Source organism: [Pantoea] beijingensis (assembly GCF_022647505.1).
Taxonomy (GTDB): Bacteria; Pseudomonadota; Gammaproteobacteria; order Enterobacterales; family Enterobacteriaceae; genus Erwinia; species Erwinia beijingensis.
The window spans coordinates 3,464,321-3,482,626 of sequence record NZ_CP071409.1; the positions used below are offsets into that span (position 1 = coordinate 3,464,321).

An 18,306-nucleotide genomic window follows, 5' to 3' on the forward strand; every position below is an offset into this window, starting at 1 on the left:
TTTCCTTATCAGAATCGGTGTGAGATGCAGCTTCAAGTATGGCGGGTAACGCCTATACCGCCACGCGCATCCCTCCATCGACAAAAAGCAGATGGCCATTTACAAAATCTGCCGCTTTTGACGCGAGAAATACGGCAGCACCAATCAACTCTTCTGGGTTCCCCCAACGTGCTGCCGGGGTGCGCTTAGTCAGCCATGCGTTAAAGGCTTCATCGTCGACCAGCGCCTGTGTCATTTCCGTTTTGAAATAACCCGGCGCAATGCCGTTGATCTGAATATTGTGCCGCGCGAGTTCGACACACATTCCACGTGTTAACATGGTAACGGCGCCTTTTGACGCGGCATAAGGCGTAATTGTCTCGCGCCCTAGTTCGCTCTGCATCGAGCCAATATTGATAATTTTACCCTGCTGGCGTGGCACCATCCTGCGCGCCACCGCCTGTGAAACCAGAAACACCGCCGTTTGATTCACGGCAATGACTTCATTCCACTCTTGTTCAGAGAATTCAAGGAACGGACGGCGACGCTGAATACCAGCGTTGTTCACCAGCACATCAATAGCGCCGATCTGGTTTTCTATCTGCTCAATGGCTGCATTCACCTGGGCAGATTGCGTGACATCAAACGCCAGTGCATGGGCGGTGTGCCCCCGCGCGCTTAACTGTGCAGCCGCTCTTTCTGCACCGGCTTGCGTTGTGGCGTTCAGAATCACTTCGCCCCCCGCCTCAGCCAAACCTTTCGCCAGCAGAAAACCGATGCCCCGTCCGGAACCGGTGATTAATACTCGTTTGTTTTCTAAAGAGAAAAGTGTGTTCATGATCGGTTCCTTAATCAAAAATCAACTGAACTTTGGCAGCTTTTTGCTTGTCTCCGGCGAAAATGAGCGCCGCATCAATATCATCCAAATGGTACTCAGCGCTGAATAACGGCAGCGGATCCACTGTCCCATGACTCAACCACTCAACGGCAGTGTTAAATTCTTCAGTAAAGCGAAAAGATCCAACCAAATTTATCTCTTTCGCAATCAGTGTCATGATGGGGAAGTGGGGAATGGTGCCGCCCATACCAACCTGTACCAGCGTCCCTCTGGCACGGGTGACGTCAAGGCAACGTTGTAACGAAGAGGGGTGGCCAGATGCTTCAAAAGAGACATCAAAGTAGCCTTTTCCTGCCAGATAAGAACTAAAATCCCCGCTGGCAGCGTCCAGTGTATGCGTTGCGCCCATTTTTTCTGACAGCATCAGTGAACGCGCACTCACATCAGTGCAGATGATCTCATTCGCGCCTTTAGCTTTCACCGCTGCCGCAATCAGGCAACCAATCGGCCCTACGCCAGAAATAAACACGTTCTTACCGGTGAGATCGCCCGCCTGGTTTGCCGCATGGATACAGACAGCTAGCGGCTCGGCAAACACCATCACCGAATCATTTGCATCATTCGCAAACGGAATACACTGCGATGTATCAACGATTTTATATTGAGTAAAACCACCGTCAACGTGTGGAAAATACATGGCGCTACCGAAAAAACGCATGCCAACACACTGGTTTTCTTCATGGTTAAGGCAATATTTGCACTGCCCGCAAGGTTTGGCAGGGTTAATCGCCACCTTTTGCTGCGGCAGTAACGCCGGATCGTCGCTCTGCACCACATGACCAATAACCTCATGCCCCAGTATCATCGGCATTTTGATATCGAAACTGCCCACTTTGCCATGTTGGTAATAGTGCAGATCGGAACCACAAATACCGCCGCGGGTAATGCGCACCAGCGTTCCCTCTCCCTGATAATTCACCTGCTGGGTGATGACTTTAACGTCTTCTTTACCGTTGATCATGCAGGACTGGGTATTCAAGCTCATGTAAACCTCACACATTGTTCGCTCAGGAGCACATTAACCCGATTTAATGAATGCAATACTGTGAAACAGGTCACTTAAAAGGGTGTTACAGAACGCATGTTACGCATAACGTGACCCCGCTAGCGCTTACGCAATGTTGTCACGATTTTCCATAAATCGGTGGCAAGGCGATTTGATATCAACACCTGACGTAATTTTTTGACTCGCTTCACAGCTTGTTTGTTCACACTTTCCCTTTGTGCAACTCCGCGCTACAGTCAACTCATCCGACCACACAATATTTCTGCAACATTACCCTGGTGGACATCCCCATGCAGCCATCCCCTTCTCTTTTCGATTCACTGGACCTTGGCTTTACGCAGTTAAAGAACCGCGTGTTAATGGGCTCCATGCATACCGGTCTTGAGGAGCATCCCGATGGTAGCGCGCGACTGGCGGCCTTTTATGCCGAACGAGCCAAAGCGGGCGTAGCACTGATTGTCACTGGCGGGATCGCCCCCTCACCGGAAGGCGTCGTGACGGCAGGCGGATCGGTACTTAATCAGTCAGAACAACTTGAACACCATAGGGTAGTCACACAAGCCGTACATAATGCAGGTGGAAAAATCGCGCTACAGATCCTGCACGCAGGGCGCTATAGCTATCAGCCGTCGCTGGTTGCTCCCTCGGTGCTGCGGGCACCGATTAATCCGTTTACGCCCCATATGCTGAGCCATGCTGCTATTTTAAAACTGATCGATGATTTCGCTCGCTGTGCCACCCTTGCACAGCGGGCGAATTACGATGGTGTAGAGATCATGGGTTCCGAAGGGTATTTGATTAACCAATTTCTCACCGCGCGAACTAACCGACGTGACGACCAATGGGGGGGTGATTTTCATCGTAGGATGCGTTTCGCCGTCGAGATTGTTTACGCGATTCGCAAAGCAGTTGGCCCTGAATTTATTATTATTTATCGCCTGTCAATGCTGGATCTGGTGGAACAGGGCAATACGCTGGAACAAACCATCATGCTGGCACAGGCAATTGAAGGCGCTGGTGCAACATTGATCAATACCGGCATCGGCTGGCATGAAGCGCGGGTGCCAACCATAGCAACCGCAGTGCCTCGGGCCGCTTTCGGCTGGGTCACCCGACAGCTAAAACAGCATGTCAACCTACCGCTCATTGCCACCAACCGCATTAACCACCCCGACGTGGCGCAAAGGCTCTTGGATGAAGGATGCGCCGATATGATTTCGATGGCGCGGCCTTTTCTGGCCGATGCTGAGTTTGTGCTAAAAGCACAGCAGGGGCGAGCCGATGAGATCAATACTTGTATCGGCTGTAATCAAGCCTGCCTCGATCGAATTTTTGTCGGCAAAATCACCTCCTGTCTGGTAAATCCTCGCGCCTGCCATGAAACGTTGATGCCCATCGTTCCTGCGGTAAAAGTGAAGACGCTGGCGGTCATCGGTGCCGGTCCGGCCGGCATGGCATTTGCGGTAAATGCTGCCGCTCGCGGCCACCAGGTGACACTGTTTGACGCCGCCAACGATATCGGCGGTCAGTTCACCATTGCCCGGCAGATCCCCGGAAAGGAAGAGTTCAACGAGACATTGCGCTATTTCCGTCGACGGCTGGCGCTAACCGGCGTCACGGTTCAACTGGGCCAGTATGTTGATGCCCGGCATCTGAGGGATTTTGACGAGGTCATTCTGGCCAGCGGTATTGCACCGCGACGGCCGGCGATCGACGGTATCACTCATCCGATGGTGCTCACCTATCTTGATGTTATCCAACAAAAAAAACCGGTTGGAAAGCGGGTGGCGATTATTGGTGCGGGCGGCATCGGTTTTGATACCGCAACATTCCTCAGCGCTGAGGGCCTTTCTCCCAGTCTGGACATCACTGCATTCTGCCGTGAATGGGGGATCGATCAAACGTTGCAGCATGCCGGTGGATTATTGCCGCAGAGAGCGAAAGCGGCCTCGACTCCACGCGATATCACGCTGTTACAGCGTAAACCCGGGAAACCGGGTGCAACGTTGGGAAAAACCACCGGCTGGATTCATCGTACCAGCCTGCAGGCACGCGGTGTGAAAATGTGGGGGGGCGTGCAGTATCTGCGGATCGATGATGACGGATTACATCTACTACGGGATGGGCAGCCGATCACACTTGCGGTAGACAACGTCGTGATTTGTGCCGGTCAGGAACCTCGCCGTGAACTGGCACGACCGCTGGAAGCGATGAGCAAAGTCGTGCATATCATCGGTGGTGCGGACGTGGCGGCAGAATTAGACGCGCGCCGCGCGATAGCACAGGGAACGGCGCTGGCACTGACAATATAGCGCGGCCGCCGCCAGGCCTAACGCAGCTTTACCGAACGTAAAATAACGAATTTCTGGTTTGAGGCCACGGTAACGCAGTTACCAAAAAGTTTTTTCATCTTCTGGTAATAACCAAGATGGCGATTCCCCACAAGGTGCAGCTCTCCGCCATATTGCAGGCAACGACGTGCATCACGCAGCATTTGCCAGGCGATCTGATCGGTAATCGCACTTTGCTGATGGAAAGGAGGATTACAGAGCACGGCGTGCAGGCGATCGGACGGGAATCCACTCAACGAATTGTTCACGGCAAAATGGCTACGTGCCATGTCTTCCGGGCGGTTAGTTTCCACATTAAGCTGGCTGGACGCTACGGCCATCCAGGACTCATCCACGAAGTGGACTTCTGCCTGCGGGTTCTGCTCCAGCGCCAGTAAACCGATCACACCGTTGCCACAGCCAAGATCGACAATTTCACCTTCAATGTTGCCCGGCAAATGTGCCATAAAAAAGCGAGCGCCAATATCCAACGCGCTACGTGAGAAAACGTTAGGATGATTGTGGATGTGGTAATCCGTGCCATCCAGCGGCCAAACGGTCGTCAGGGGGGCATCCTTTAGCGGCGGGTTGCCGAAGCGGCTGTAAACCAGACGCGCTTTTTTCCAGGCGAGTGATGTTTTGGTTTCCCCTAGCGTGCGTTCAAACAGCTGTAGTGTCGAGGTATGAATATCCTTCGCTTTAGCCGCGGCGATGATCACCGTTTCAGGTGTCAAAACCTCACGCATGGCTCGCAATTGGTGCTCTAACAACGCCAGCGTTTTAGGAATCTTGATCACTACGCAAGAGGGTGCTTTCGGCAACGCCGCCAGGCTGTCGAGGAAGATTACGCTCGACTCATCCAGGCCGTTCAGGCTGAGATTGTTACGAGTTGCCTGATGAGCAAGCCAGGAGTCGCCAATGCTGTAAACAGCACGGTCGCTAAGCGCACAGGCCAATACACCAAAGCTATCGTTAAAAATGAGTGTGGGACCGCTATCGTTCGAAGGCAGTTGTTGCTGCAGCAAATATTCATCGGCAGCGTCCCAGGCCTGCAGCGGACCCTCATCCTCCGTTTGCGGAAAACGATGCAGTGTCAGCGTGCGGTTGCTCAATTCGAGTTGGCTCATGGGATCTCCGGCATGGTAATATTGCGCATCTTATATCCGGCCAACAAACCTGCAACGTTAAGCCTGACGGATATCGCGGGCGCGCAGTATATATCAAAGTCTGCTGGACTTAGCCAAAATAATTCAACGCGTACAGGAACGATGATGTCATCATTAATTTATCTTCAGGGCTATCCTGAAACGCTGCTGGCACAGGTGCGCACGCTTATCGAACAACAGCGGCTGGGAGAGGTATTACAAAAACGTTACCCTGACAGCCACAGCATCACCAGCGATAAGGCGCTGTACGCCTACGCGCTGGACCTGAAAAACAGTTATCTGCGTAACGCCGCACCACTGAACAAAGTAGCTTATGACAGTAAAATAAAGGTGATGAAGCACGCTCTCGGTCTGCATACCGCCGTATCACGCGTTCAGGGCGGAAAACTGAAAGCCAAAGCCGAAATTCGCGTCGCCACTATTTTCAAAAATGCGCCCGAAGCCTTTTTACGCATGATTGTGGTGCATGAGCTGGCGCATATCAAAGAGAAAGATCATAACAAGGCTTTCTATCAGCTCTGCTGTCATATGGAGCCGCAGTATCATCAGTTAGAGTTTGATACCCGGTTATGGCTAACCGAGCAGGCAATTCGGGGTAACGCTGCTTAGGCTCAGATAAAATCTTTCGCCTTCTGAATCAAGCTGGTTTTTGTGAGGGCCCCGAGAAATTTTTTCTCAACCGCATTGTTGAGGACCGGTAAGCGCTCAAGCGTGACCTGGGCAAACGCCTCCCACCCTTCTCGAATGGTTTGGTTCTCATACACATAAGGGAAATCCTCATCCATCACCACGCTGACCGGTGAATCAAGGGTAATGTCGTGGTTAAGTACCTTACGTGAGATATCATGTATTGAAACCACACCAAGAAACTGGCCGTGCGGGTTAACGATATAAACAAAACGTTCACGCTTAAGCGAACTGACCGCCAGCGCTTTACCCACCGACTCTTCTGGCTGCAGGGCGGCGCCCGCCACAATAAATTGCGCGATAATTCCATTATCGAAATCGAATTTGGCATCCGAGCGGCTAAAATGGCGACTAATCACCGGATAGGTGCTGGATGATTGCAAACGATATACCGTCATTGATGCCAGTACTGACGCAATCATAATAGGGAAAAGCAGGCTGCTGTTTAGCGTCATTTCCAGCACCATTAGCATCGCCATCAGAGGTGCCTGACTCACCGACGCCAACACGGCCGCCATTCCCACCGCCGCAAATAACAGGGCATTCCCCACAGGGAGGCCTACCCACGCGGCCATGCTGGCAATGATGACGCCAAGCACCGCACCAATCAGCAACGACGGCGTAAACAACCCGCCAACCGCACTGGATCCCACGGACAAAGCGGTCGCCAGCATTTTCAATACCAGCAGTACCAGCAGTGCTTTCAGCATCAAACTTCCCGACATCACAGCAATAATGACTTCATAACCATTGCCAAGGATATCGGTTGAAGCGATTGCCAGAACGCCTACGGCAAAACCCCCTAATCCCAGCCGCAGCGGCAAATTGTTGATCCGTGCGAACCCTCGTTTACTTTTACCGATCATAAAGATCATGAGCCAGCCAGCTAATCCTGCGACCAGTCCGATTAAAATCGTCACCGTAATAGTGGTAGGATTAAGATCAAATTGCGCATCGGCAAAGGGATAGATCGCGGAACGATAGCCAAGCGTCCACATCGTCATTACCGCCGTTGCGGCAGCAATAATCAAGGGAATTAAGCGCTGGAGCGCGGAGATACCAAACGCAATTTCTGCGACGAAGATAGCCGAGGCTAATGGCGCATGATAAACCGACGCGAGGCCTGCTGCTGCTGCCATCGCCACCACATCGCTGTTTTTTAACGCCCGCAATTTAATGCAATAACGGCCCATGATGCTGCCACACAACGCGGCAAGCTGCACCATTGGCCCCTCTTTACCAATGGATGCGCCACTCCCAATGCTGGCAATAGAAGATAGCGCCCGAAACAGCGAGGTTCGCGTTGGCACGCTATCCAGCCGTGCATTAATCACCTCCAGATAGTCCGTCTGTACCGTCTTTGCTCGCTCGATGGTCGCCGCATAGTTGAGAAAAAAACCGGCGATTACGCCCCCTAACCCAACGATTAACGGCCAACACAACCATGAATACGCCGCCATCGCGCGGGTGATATCCTGATCGCCGCCAAAAAACAGGTTGTTGATCAGTGTAATAATTCCGCGAAAACCCAGCGTCACCAGTGAAGCCGCGCACCCTATCGGGATCGCCACCAGAATACTGGTCCAGTTCAACGCATGTTTTCCACCCACCGATATCGTACTCACCCATCACCCTTTTAATTGAGGCTTCTTTGCAACAGAAGACGCGGTATATCATCATATTGGAATGCCGATCTCAGGATCAATTGTTGGCACATTTTCCCCATTGCTCTCTGTTTCACGCGTGCTACTCTGCCCTTTCAATTCAGGTACGTGGAGCCAGAAAAACGATGATTCGCTTCGCAGTAATTGGCACAAACTGGATCACTCGTCAGTTTGTCGATGCCGCTCATGAAACCGGTAAAATGAAGCTGACTGCAGTCTATTCCCGCTCGCTTCAACAGGCTCAGACCTTCAGCAACGATTATCCTGTTGAGCACCTGTTTGTGTCGCTCGAACAAATGGCACAATCGGATGCGATCGATGCTGTCTATATCGCCAGCCCAAATGCCCTGCACTGCTCACAAGCGCTGTTATTCCTGTCACATAAAAAACATGTCATCTGTGAGAAGCCTCTGGCATCTCATCTTACGGAAGTGGAACAGATGATACGCTGTGCGCGTGACAATCAGGTGGTGCTGTTTGAGGCGTTTAAAACCGCCAGCCTGCCCAACTTCATCACACTACAGCAATCACTACCTAAAGTGGGCAAGCTGCGCAAAGCGTTTTTCAATTACTGTCAGTATTCTTCGCGCTACCAGCGTTATCTTGACGGTGAAAATCCTAATACTTTCAACCCAGCATGGTCCAATGGTTCCATCATGGATATCGGCTATTACTGCCTTGCGGCAGCGGTATCACTATGGGGTGAACCTTCGGCCCTCCAGGCACAGGCGTCTCTGCTCGCGAGCGGCGTGGACGCGCATGGTTCGGTGATCATGCACTATGGCGACTTTGACGTCACACTTTTGCACTCCAAGGTCAGTGATTCGTTGATCCCCAGTGAGATCCAAGGTGAAGCAGGCTCGCTGATGATTGAAAAGATCGCCGAATGTCAGCGGCTGATATTGACCTCTCGCGGTAGCAAAGCACAGGATCTCAGCCAGCCGCAGCATATCAACACCATGCTGTATGAAGCACAACATTTTGCCAGCCTGGTAGAAAACAATGAAGTAAACCATCACGGTCTGGCCACGTCGCGTATCACGGCAAAACTGCTAACGGAAATTCGCCGCCAAACCGGTGTTATTTTTCCGTCCGATGCGTAAGTAATGATACGACTGTGTAAATATTGCTAAATATTTCAACCTGCCATTGATTCTCCTCTTTGCTGAACGTATCGTGCTTTCAGCAAAGGGGAGTAACTTGTTAGCCAGTTAATCGTCATTACGGCATTCATCAATCGAACACTCGGCAGGTCTGATAACACGTTGCCAGAAGCGGCCAATTCGGCATACCCACAGCGTACTGACACTGCTGAGGTTAAGAATAAACGCTAACGGCTGTGGAACGCATAGCCTGTCAGATTGATGTTCGCCCGGTTACTGGGCAACACGGAATCAGGTGCACAATCTATCCTGTACCCAAAATAATTCGAGTTGTAGGGCAATATTAACGTTGCCCTGCAGGGCAGGCGAAAGCTCACCCCGCCAGTAAAGCAACATCCACAACGGGTGTTTCCGGGCGTCGTGAAATATGACGGGTATATATTCTGCGTTGTAAGTGAGACCTTGCCGGAAGGCGAGGTTTGCTTGCATGCAACATAAAGCAGCCGTCTTCTGATATCAGCCGCTTTATTGTTATCAGGACAGGTTATGAATACTGTAGGCACACCGTTACTCTGGGGCAGTTTTGCCGTCGTCGTCGCAATTATGCTGGCGATCGATCTTTTTCTGCAGGGCCGTCGTGGTTCGCATACCATGTCACTCAGGCAGGCCGCCATTTGGTCGCTGGTTTGGGTTTCTCTCTCACTGCTGTTTAGTGCCGCATTTTGGTGGTATCTCGATGATAGCCTTGGACGCGAAGTCGCCAACTCGCAAACCATGGCTTTCCTGACCGGCTACGTGCTTGAAAAAGCGCTGGCCGTAGACAATGTTTTCGTCTGGCTTATGCTGTTCAGCTATTTTTCTGTTCCCCCCAACCTGCAGCGCCGCGTATTAATCTATGGCGTATTAGGTGCGATCGTTCTGCGCACGGTGATGATTTTTGCCGGTAGCTGGCTGGTGACCCAATTTAGCTGGATCCTCTATCTGTTCGGTGCATTTCTGCTTTTCACCGGTATCAAAATGGCGCTGGCGAAAGAAAATGAAGAGGGTACGATCGGCGATAAACCCATAGTTCGCTGGTTACGCAGCCATCTGCGGATGACCGAAAACATGGACGGTGAAAAATTCTTCACACGGCAAAACGGCATTCTGTTCGCGACGCCTTTGTTATTAGTGCTCATCATGGTTGAACTGAGCGATGTCATTTTCGCGGTTGACAGCATCCCGGCTATTTTTGCCGTCACCACCGACCCTTTCATCGTTTTAACCTCAAACCTATTCGCTATTCTTGGCCTGCGTGCTATGTATTTTCTGCTGGCTAACGTAGCCGAACGTTTCACCATGCTGAAATACGGACTTTCCATCGTGCTGGTATTTATCGGCGTGAAAATGCTGATTGTTGATTTCTGGCATATTCCCGTGTCGGTTTCACTGGGCGTGATCGGCAGTATTCTGGGACTGACCCTGCTTATTAACGCATGGGTAAATCACAGGAACGATCGTACGGCATCCTCACGCTAATCTGTTCCGGACCGCTCCTCTCAAGGAGCGGTCCGGATATTTCAGACATTCAGATAGCGCAGCTATCAACCTTCATGTACACGATGCGGCTTTTTATATTGACCAAATCGGCCGTTGCCCTACTTGAATAACTGTCACACAAACGTTATCGAACCGTTAGAAAAGTTGATCACGGTTAAATTGCCAGAATTATCTCTTTTCCTGACAACACATTTCCTTATACTTCATCTGCAAACACGCCATCCACAGCTGCGGGTTCTGACGCAGGATGCGCGCCACTTATAACTATTATTGGTTCTGAATAATGACTATGGAAAAGAAGCCTTCAGGGTTGATCGGCCGACTTCTGGGTGGCAGCCTGGTAACACAAATCATGATTGGTTTAGTTGCCGGCGTGCTGTTAGCCTGGCTATCAAAAGAGACAGCGGTTACCGTCGGGTTGCTGGGCTCGTTGTTCGTTAGTGCACTGAAAGCGGTGGCGCCGCTGCTGGTTTTGGTGCTGGTTATTGCGTCCATTGCCAACCACCGGCACGGACAGAAAACAAATATTCGCCCTATTGTCGCCCTCTATTTACTGAGCACGTTTTTTGCCGCCGTTGTTGCCGTGGTTTTCAGTCATTTAGTGCCTCAAACGCTAACGCTTGATGCTACAAACACTGACATTACGCCGCCGTCAGGTATTGTCGAGGTCCTGCGTGGACTATTGATGAGTATGGTCGCCAATCCGATTACCGCGCTGATGGAGGCAAACTATATCGGCATTCTGGTATGGGGTATTGGTTTAGGTCTCGCTTTTCGCCACAGCAGTGAAACCACGAAAAATCTACTCAACGATGCTTCCAATGCGGTAACTTGGGTCGTACGTATTGTTATCCGCTGTGCGCCCATCGGTATTTTTGGGTTGGTGGCATCGATTCTGGCATCAACCGGCTTTAATGTGCTCTGGAGTTATGCTCACCTGCTAACCCTGCTGATTGGTTGCATGCTGCTGATGGCGTTAGTCTTCAACCCAATGCTGGTCTTCTGGAAAACCCGACGTAATCCCTATCCACTGGTGTTTACCTGCCTGAGAGAAAGCGGCGTTACCGCATTTTTTACCCGCAGCTCGGCGGCGAATATTCCGGTTAATATGGCGTTGGCAAAACGTATGAATCTGGATGAGGATACCTATTCAGTTTCTATCCCACTGGGTGCAACCATCAGTATGGCCGGAGCATCAATTACCATCACCGTACTGACTCTTGCAGCAGTAAATACGCTGGGTATCAGCATAGATGTGCCGACGGCGATTTTGCTGAGCCTGGTCGCATCGCTGTGTGCCTGCGGCGCATCTGGCGTGGCGGGCGGCTCACTGTTATTGATCCCGGTAGCCTGCAATATGTTTGGGATTCCAAACGATGTGGCGATGCAGGTGGTTGCCGTCGGCTTTATTATCGGAGTACTGCAGGACTCGGCAGAAACTGCACTGAATTCTTCAACAGATATTCTGTTTACTGCCGCAGTATGTCTGGCAGAAGAGAACCGCCTGGCGGAAAAAGCCTGATCTCATGACTAACAGGCGGTCTGTGCCGCCTGTTACAAGGTGACACCGCTTTTAAAGATAGCCAGCTCACGAAAATCATTGCGCTCATTGTTCACAGGTCTGCCGTTGGCGACGTCAACAATGAAATCGACAAACTCGTGAAGCAAGGTCGGCATCTCTTTTCCCGCAATTAATTCACCCGCATCAAAATCAATCCAGTGTGGCTTTTTCACGGCCAGCTCATGGTGAGTAGAAATTTTCACCGTAGGAACACATCCCCCATAGGGTGTTCCACGCCCGGTAGTGAATAGCACCATGTGACAGCCAGCAGCAGCCAGTGCGCTGGTTGCCACAGCATCATTGCCCGGCGCACTCAATAAATTCAAACCACGCCGCGTAAGGCGTTCACCATACTTAAGCACGTCGACAACCTGACTCCGACCCGATTTTTGCGTACATCCCAGCGACTTTTCTTCCAACGTTGTAATTCCTCCCGCCTTATTACCGGGCGAAGGATTTTCATAAATGGGCTGCTGATGAGCAATAAAATAGCGCTTGAAGTCATTAATCATGCTGACGGTTTTCCCGAATATCTCTTCATCGCAGCAGCGATCCATCAACAGATGCTCAGCACCAAACATTTCCGGCACTTCGGTCAGGACGGTGGTACCGCCATTAGCGATCGTATAATCAGAAAAATGGCCAAGCAACGGATTGGCGGTAATACCCGAAAGGCCGTCAGAACCACCGCACTCCAGGCCAAAGTTGAGTTCGCTCAGTTTTCCTGGCCGCCGGCGATCCTTACGCATCACCTGATAAAGTTGCCGCAATTGCTCAAGCCCCGCAGCTACTTCATCATCTTGTTGCTGGCACACCATAAAGCTCACACGATCTTGTTCAATTTTGCCTAAAGTATCGCGAAAAACCTCGACCTGGTTATTTTCACAACCCAGACCAATAACCAGTACCGCCCCCGCATTAGGATGTCGCACCATGCTTTGCAATATCGTGCGGGTATTCTCATGATCCTGTCCCAATTGTGAGCAGCCAAACGGATGGCTGAAGAGATGTACGCCGTCAATATCAGCAGCATCATCACTCTCCTCCAGAAAACGTTGCTGAATTTGACGGGCGATGCCGTTCACACAGCCGACAGTCGGCAGGATCCATAATTCATTACGGATACCAACGTCACCGCTGGCACGACGAAACAGCTGTACCTCGCGATCGTCAGCATGGGGGGGCAACAGCACCTGCGCCGGCCGGTAAATATAATCCTCAATTCTGTTCAGGTTGGTCTGAGCATTATGTGAATGGACACGCTCTCCCGGACGCACACTACAAGTAGCATGTGCGATCGGCTGACCATATTTGACGATCGTTGATCCCCGCACCATCGGCTGAAGGGCAAATTTATGGCCACGCGTCACCGCCTGTAGCAACTGAATTTGCAAATTATCCAGGATGAATATCTCACCTTCCGCCAGGTCGACCAATGCCACCGCAACATTGTCATCCGCGGCTAGTTTGATAAATCGTTGCATAAGCGATCTCTCCCACTGTCACGCACGATCCGCATTGATCCGCTGCAGTGATTACAGTTCAATGGCGAAATACTCCCGAGCATTGTTGAAGCAGATATTTTTCACCATGTTTCCCAATAGCGTGATATCCGCAGGGGCTTCTCCTTTTTCCACCCAACGCCCTATCATCTGGCATAACAGACGCCGAAAGTATTCATGGCGAGTATAAGAGAGAAAACTACGGCTATCGGTTAACATGCCGACGAAGCGACTCAGTAAACCAATCTGTGCCAGTTGAGTTAGTTGTCGCTGCATGCCATCAAGCTGATCGTTAAACCACCACGCAGAACCGAACTGCATTTTCCCCGGGGTCCCTTCGCACTGAAAATTACCGGCCATCGTGGCAACGACTTCGTTATCGCGCGGGTTAAGGCAGTAAAGAATCGTTTTTGGCAATGCATTATCACGGTTTTGTGCATCCAGCAGACGCGAAAGCGGCTCGGCTATTGGACGATCATTGATCGAATCAAACCCCACATCAGCGCCCAATAAGCGAAGCTGTCGGCGATTATTGTTTCTCAATGCACCGATATGATACTGCTGCGCCCAGCCACGATGTGTATATTCCGCTGCCAGCCAAATCAGAACGGCAGTTTTGAACTGTGCAATTTCATTTTCCGTTAGACTTGCACCCTGCAAACGACGCGCGAGAATCGCATCCAGCGTTGGCTCATCCGCTTCGGCAAACAGCACGACGTCCAGTGCATGGTCGGCAATTTTACATCCGTGTTCTGCAAAGTAATCAAGACGCTTAGTCAGCGCGCTGCAAAGATGGCTAAAGCGGGAAATGGCGACATCCGCTACGCTACCTAACCGCTGCATATACTCTGCAAATCCTTCCGATTCGATGTTGAAGGCTTTATCAGGCCGCCAGCTTGGCAATACTTTTGTCTGAAAATCCTCAGCCTGCGCCAACCTGGCATGATGACGCAGGTCATCAATGGGATCGTCGGTCGTTCCCACCATTTTCACATTCATCTGTTTCATAATACCGCGAGCGGTAAAGTCATCCTGCTCCAGCAGCGCGTTACACTGATTCCAGATTTGTTCTGCCGTTGTTTCTGACAAGAGCGTACCGGTGATACCAAACGGCCTACGTAGCTCCAGGTGTGTCCAGTGATAAAGAGGGTTTCCCAACGTATGTGGCACGGTACGCGCCCAGGCATCAAACTTTGCACGATCGCTGGCATCACCAGTGCAGAGCGATTCGGCTACCCCGTTCGCACGCATCGCTCGCCATTTATAATGGTCGCCCTTTAGCCAGATATCGTAGAGGTTTTTAAAATGCGTATTTTCCGCAATTTGTTGCGGTGGCAAATGACAGTGATAATCAAAGATAGGCTGGTCGGCTGCGTAATCATGAAATAGTCGACGGGAAAACTCACTTTCCAGTAAAAAATCTTCAGTCATAAAATGGGCCATGCCAGCTTCCTCTCTTTTAAGTCAGGACGGTGCGCCTTAATGACCAAAGTTATCATACCAATTACGGGGAGCACTGCGGTAATTTTGCGCAGTGACTCACAATAGTCGTATTTTTCGACACTATTATCGCGTTAACATCGGTTACAGCACCGATAAAGAGCGCTGGGATACGAAGATTAACAGTTACCCTCTAATCGACAGCGCAAGCTATCTCCCTGCCTCGGCAAGTGGTATAACAACTTATCATTACCGCATGCATTTATGGAGGAACATCATGGGACGGATCGAGCCACCCCGCCTTTATCAGCAACTGGCTGCCGAGTTGAGGTTGCGTCTTGAAGCGGGCCACTATTCTATCGGCGATAAGTTGCCTGCTGAGCGTCTCCTCGCTGAGGAGAAAAACGTTAGTCGTACGGTAGTTCGTGAAGCAATGATTATGCTTGAGGTAGAAGGTTACATCGCGGTACGCAAGGGCTCAGGTATTCACGTGGTTTCCCTTCAGCAAAAAAATCGCACCGTCCCCCCGGAACAACTGGAGTTTGCACAGTTTGGCCCATTCGAATTACTGCAGGCACGTCAGCTGATTGAAAGCAATGTGGCAGAGTTTGCGGCTACCCAAATTACGCGTGAAGATATTGAACAATTGATGGATATTCAGTCGCATGCGCGTCGCGAGGACCGCTTTCGCGACTCAGAATGGGATATGAAATTCCATGTTCTGATCGCCCATGCTACGCGGAATAGCGCGCTGGCAACGATAGTGGAAAAACTTTGGCTACACCGCCTCTCTAACCCTTATTGGCTCAAACTGCATGAGCATATTGATGAGCGATCAATGATGAGCTGGTGCGACGATCACGATGCCATATTGAAGTCGTTGATACGTAAAGACCCTGCTGCCAGCAAATTGGCTATGTGGCAACATCTGGAGAACACCCGACAGATGTTATTCAACGCCACGAGCGAAGATTTTGACTTTAATGTTGATCGCTATATGTTCAGCGAAAATCCGGTAATTTCTCTGAATAAAGCGCCCGTTACGGAATAATTTGACATGCCTGCCTGCAAGGTAGCACCTTAATAACAGGCTACGTGGCAGCCGTATAAAACTGAAATGGCCGCACAAAAGCCGCACTTTTCAAAGTCAATAAACTGCTAATAGTGTCAGCCTGTGTAAAACCTCTTTCTGCGAGACCCCCCTAACGGTAAAACTCCTATGTTATCGTAAGTTTCCCCTGTCTCAGACAGGCGAATTTTGTTACAGTTATCTGTCTTTTTTTACCCTTTGCCACAGGGTGAGAATTCCCTGCTTTTTTTCTGCTCGGATTCTGAAAACTCCCCCAGGCTAGCATTGAGCTGCGCCATTCATAATGATTAAAAACCGCGCTGTTCTTCGCCCTGGCCTGTTTTCGGCAAGAGTATTTAACATTGATGTTCAGGAATAGACTTAATGGATATTATGAGAGCGTTGTTGCACGCACTGTGGCAACAAGATTTTGAAACTCTGGCCGACCCCACCCTTGTCTGGGCAATTTACGGCGTATTATTTATGATCCTGTTTCTGGAAAATGGGCTGCTTCCTGCGGCTTTTTTACCCGGAGATAGCTTGTTGATTCTGGTGGGTGTTTTGATCGCCAAAGGCACCATGAATTTCCCCCTCACTATTTTCATTCTGACGACAGCGGCAAGTCTGGGCTGCTGGGTTAGTTATATCCAGGGTAAATGGCTGGGCAATACCGATACGGTGCAAAAATGGTTATCACACCTGCCTGCGCAGTATCATCAGCGCGCCCACAGCCTGTTTCACCGACATGGGTTATCGGCACTGCTCATTGGCCGCTTTATCGCCTTCGTGCGTACCCTGCTGCCTACGATTGCCGGTCTTTCAGGCCTTAGCAATGCGCGTTTTCAGTTTTTTAATTGGGTCAGTGCTCTGCTGTGGGTTGTGATTCTGACGGTTCTGGGCTTTGCGCTGGGCAAAACCCCTATTTTTCGTAAGTACGAAGATGAGTTGATGCTTTGCCTGATGCTTCTACCATTGGTGTTGTTGGTATTTGGCCTGATAGGCTCACTGTATGTTCTTTGGCGCAAAAAACACGGTTCGGGTAGTGAGAAAGGGAATTCATAATGACCGGGCAATTAAAATCTGCAGCAGGACGCCGCTATTTGTTACCGGGGCTGTTTCTTGCCGCGCTGGTGTTACTGGCGCTGACGATGATACCGACGCTGTTTCGCACAGAAACAGCCGTACAAATTCGTACCTCGCATGAGGGCATTGCCTTACCGGACGGCTTCTATATTTACCAGCGCCTTAATGCCCAGGGCATTCAAATCAAGAGTATTACGCCTGATGATGATAATGCGCTTGTGATCAAATTTGATTCAGAAGAAGAGAGTCTGGCGGCTCAGAAGTTTCTGCATACTATTTTTCCTAATGGTTTTGTCATTGCGCAAATCGATTCTCCATCATCCAAATACTGGATTACGCGCCTCGGACGCCATCATCAATCGGTTGGCTAACGTCCAAACGGGCATCCCTTTCGCTTATAAAGAAGAAGATTTCTGCATCTTTGAGATTTTGCTGGTTTCTGACTATTCTTACAAAGCATGCAGTTTTTCATTTCTGACTGATAGCCGATTCAGGACGTTAGTGCCGCTGTCCAATCACTTGCGCAGCTTTTCAACAAAGGAAGGTAAAGTTACATGAAAGTTCTTTTCACTCTCTGTTTTGGCCTTTTCTCTCTCTCCAGTTTTGTTCAGGCAGCTGAGCCGCTCTGTGCACAGAAGGAACAGCGTATCCAGCAAGAAATTGATTTTGCTAAACAGCATAATAATCAACGCCGTGTTACGGGTCTGGAGCGCGCGCTCACGGAGGCTCGCGCGGGTTGTACCGATGCAGGGCTGACCGCCGCACATCAGGAAAAGATCAAAGAGCACCAGCAGGAAGTGGCGAGACGGGAACGTGACTTGAAAGAAGCTCAGGATAAAGGTGACAGCGATAAAATCGCTAAACGAGAGAAGAAGCTGACTGAAGCACGCAAGGAATTGAAAACAATAGAAGCAGCACCATATTAAACCGTTTACTGGATACCATTTTACTGACTTTAAAGGAGTATTTTCATGTCAAAAGATACCACTTCAGAACATTTGCGCGCTGAATTAAAAAATCTGGCAGATACGCTGGAAGAGGTGCTGAGCACATCAACGGATAAGTCTAAATCAGAGCTGGATAAGCTACGCAGCAAAGCGCGTGCCGCGCTGGATGAGTCGCGTCACCGTCTAGGCGAGTCTGGTGAACGCATTGCCCAGGGTACCCGTGAAGCAGCCGATCGGGCGGATGATTACGTTCGTCAGAATCCATGGCACGGTGTAGGTATCGGAGCCGCCGTTGGCGTGGTGTTAGGCATCCTGCTGACGCGTCGTTAATT

Annotated in this window: 16 protein-coding genes; 10 read left to right on the forward strand and 6 right to left on the reverse strand. The window is 50.5% G+C overall.

What is annotated here, in order from left to right:
• Positions 1 to 52 precede the first annotated feature (52 nt).
• Positions 53 to 817: a gluconate 5-dehydrogenase gene (idnO, locus tag J1C60_RS15635; RefSeq protein WP_128179095.1), complete on the reverse strand. Its 765-nt coding sequence runs from the start codon at positions 815 to 817 to the stop codon at positions 53 to 55.
• A 10-nt stretch (positions 818 to 827) separates the two neighbouring features.
• A complete protein-coding gene (idnD, locus tag J1C60_RS15640; RefSeq protein ID WP_128179096.1) occupies positions 828 to 1,862 on the reverse strand; it encodes an L-idonate 5-dehydrogenase in 1,035 nt (344 codons plus the stop codon).
• Positions 1,863 to 2,173: 311 nt separating this feature from the next.
• Between idnD and J1C60_RS15645 the strand changes: the two genes are divergently transcribed.
• Complete coding sequence (locus J1C60_RS15645; protein ID WP_128179097.1) at positions 2,174 to 4,195, forward strand: oxidoreductase; 2,022 nt, start codon at positions 2,174 to 2,176, stop codon at positions 4,193 to 4,195.
• Between the two features lie 17 nt (positions 4,196 to 4,212).
• On the opposite strand, the gene rlmG is transcribed toward J1C60_RS15645, so the two are convergent.
• Positions 4,213 to 5,340 (reverse strand): 23S rRNA (guanine(1835)-N(2))-methyltransferase RlmG, encoded by a 1,128-nt coding sequence (rlmG, locus tag J1C60_RS15650; protein WP_128179098.1) that lies wholly within the window; start codon positions 5,338 to 5,340, stop codon positions 4,213 to 4,215.
• Between the two features lie 144 nt (positions 5,341 to 5,484).
• Here rlmG and J1C60_RS15655 point away from each other — a divergent pair, with 144 nt between their 5' ends.
• A complete protein-coding gene (locus J1C60_RS15655; protein WP_128179156.1) occupies positions 5,485 to 5,988 on the forward strand; it encodes a M48 metallopeptidase family protein in 504 nt (167 codons plus the stop codon).
• A 2-nt stretch (positions 5,989 to 5,990) separates the two neighbouring features.
• Here the strand turns inward: J1C60_RS15655 and J1C60_RS15660 are convergent, their stop codons facing one another.
• Entirely contained in the window at positions 5,991 to 7,682 is a 1,692-nt protein-coding gene (locus J1C60_RS15660) for a chloride channel protein (RefSeq protein ID WP_128179157.1), read from the reverse strand.
• Between the two features lie 173 nt (positions 7,683 to 7,855).
• Here J1C60_RS15660 and J1C60_RS15665 point away from each other — a divergent pair, with 173 nt between their 5' ends.
• The 3 genes from J1C60_RS15665 to sstT all read left to right on the forward strand — a co-directional run bounded on the left by J1C60_RS15665 (position 7,856) and on the right by sstT (position 11,894).
• Positions 7,856 to 8,833 (forward strand): Gfo/Idh/MocA family protein, encoded by a 978-nt coding sequence (locus J1C60_RS15665; RefSeq protein ID WP_128179099.1) that lies wholly within the window; start codon positions 7,856 to 7,858, stop codon positions 8,831 to 8,833.
• Positions 8,834 to 9,379: 546 nt separating this feature from the next.
• Positions 9,380 to 10,351, forward strand: a complete 972-nt coding sequence (locus tag J1C60_RS15670) for a TerC family protein (protein ID WP_128179100.1) — start codon at positions 9,380 to 9,382, stop codon at positions 10,349 to 10,351.
• Positions 10,352 to 10,661: 310 nt separating this feature from the next.
• Complete coding sequence (sstT, locus tag J1C60_RS15675; protein ID WP_128179101.1) at positions 10,662 to 11,894, forward strand: serine/threonine transporter SstT; 1,233 nt, start codon at positions 10,662 to 10,664, stop codon at positions 11,892 to 11,894.
• A 32-nt stretch (positions 11,895 to 11,926) separates the two neighbouring features.
• Here the strand turns inward: sstT and J1C60_RS15680 are convergent, their stop codons facing one another.
• Together J1C60_RS15680 and uxaC are read right to left on the reverse strand one after the other, a co-directional pair.
• Positions 11,927 to 13,417: a UxaA family hydrolase gene (locus J1C60_RS15680; RefSeq protein ID WP_128179102.1), complete on the reverse strand. Its 1,491-nt coding sequence runs from the start codon at positions 13,415 to 13,417 to the stop codon at positions 11,927 to 11,929.
• A 51-nt stretch (positions 13,418 to 13,468) separates the two neighbouring features.
• Positions 13,469 to 14,878: a glucuronate isomerase gene (uxaC, locus tag J1C60_RS15685; protein ID WP_128179103.1), complete on the reverse strand. Its 1,410-nt coding sequence runs from the start codon at positions 14,876 to 14,878 to the stop codon at positions 13,469 to 13,471.
• A gap of 274 nt (positions 14,879 to 15,152) precedes the next feature.
• Between uxaC and exuR the strand changes: the two genes are divergently transcribed.
• From exuR to J1C60_RS15710, 5 genes are all read left to right on the forward strand, one after another.
• Positions 15,153 to 15,926: a transcriptional regulator ExuR gene (gene exuR, locus J1C60_RS15690; protein ID WP_128179104.1), complete on the forward strand. Its 774-nt coding sequence runs from the start codon at positions 15,153 to 15,155 to the stop codon at positions 15,924 to 15,926.
• A 402-nt stretch (positions 15,927 to 16,328) separates the two neighbouring features.
• On the forward strand, positions 16,329 to 17,006 hold the full coding sequence (locus J1C60_RS15695; protein ID WP_128179105.1) for a DedA family protein: 678 nt from the start codon (positions 16,329 to 16,331) through the stop codon (positions 17,004 to 17,006).
• Complete coding sequence (gene mzrA, locus J1C60_RS15700; protein WP_128179106.1) at positions 17,006 to 17,398, forward strand: EnvZ/OmpR regulon moderator MzrA; 393 nt, start codon at positions 17,006 to 17,008, stop codon at positions 17,396 to 17,398. The genes J1C60_RS15695 and mzrA overlap by 1 nt, the downstream gene beginning before the upstream one ends.
• A 183-nt stretch (positions 17,399 to 17,581) precedes the next feature.
• The gene (locus tag J1C60_RS15705; protein WP_128179107.1) at positions 17,582 to 17,953 is read left to right on the forward strand and encodes a DUF1090 domain-containing protein; all 372 of its coding nucleotides are present in this window, start codon (positions 17,582 to 17,584) and stop codon (positions 17,951 to 17,953) included.
• 45 nt (positions 17,954 to 17,998) lie between these two features.
• Positions 17,999 to 18,304, forward strand: coding sequence for an ElaB/YgaM/YqjD family protein (locus J1C60_RS15710; RefSeq protein ID WP_128179108.1), 306 nt, complete (start codon positions 17,999 to 18,001; stop codon positions 18,302 to 18,304).
• Positions 18,305 to 18,306: the final 2 nt, after the last annotated feature.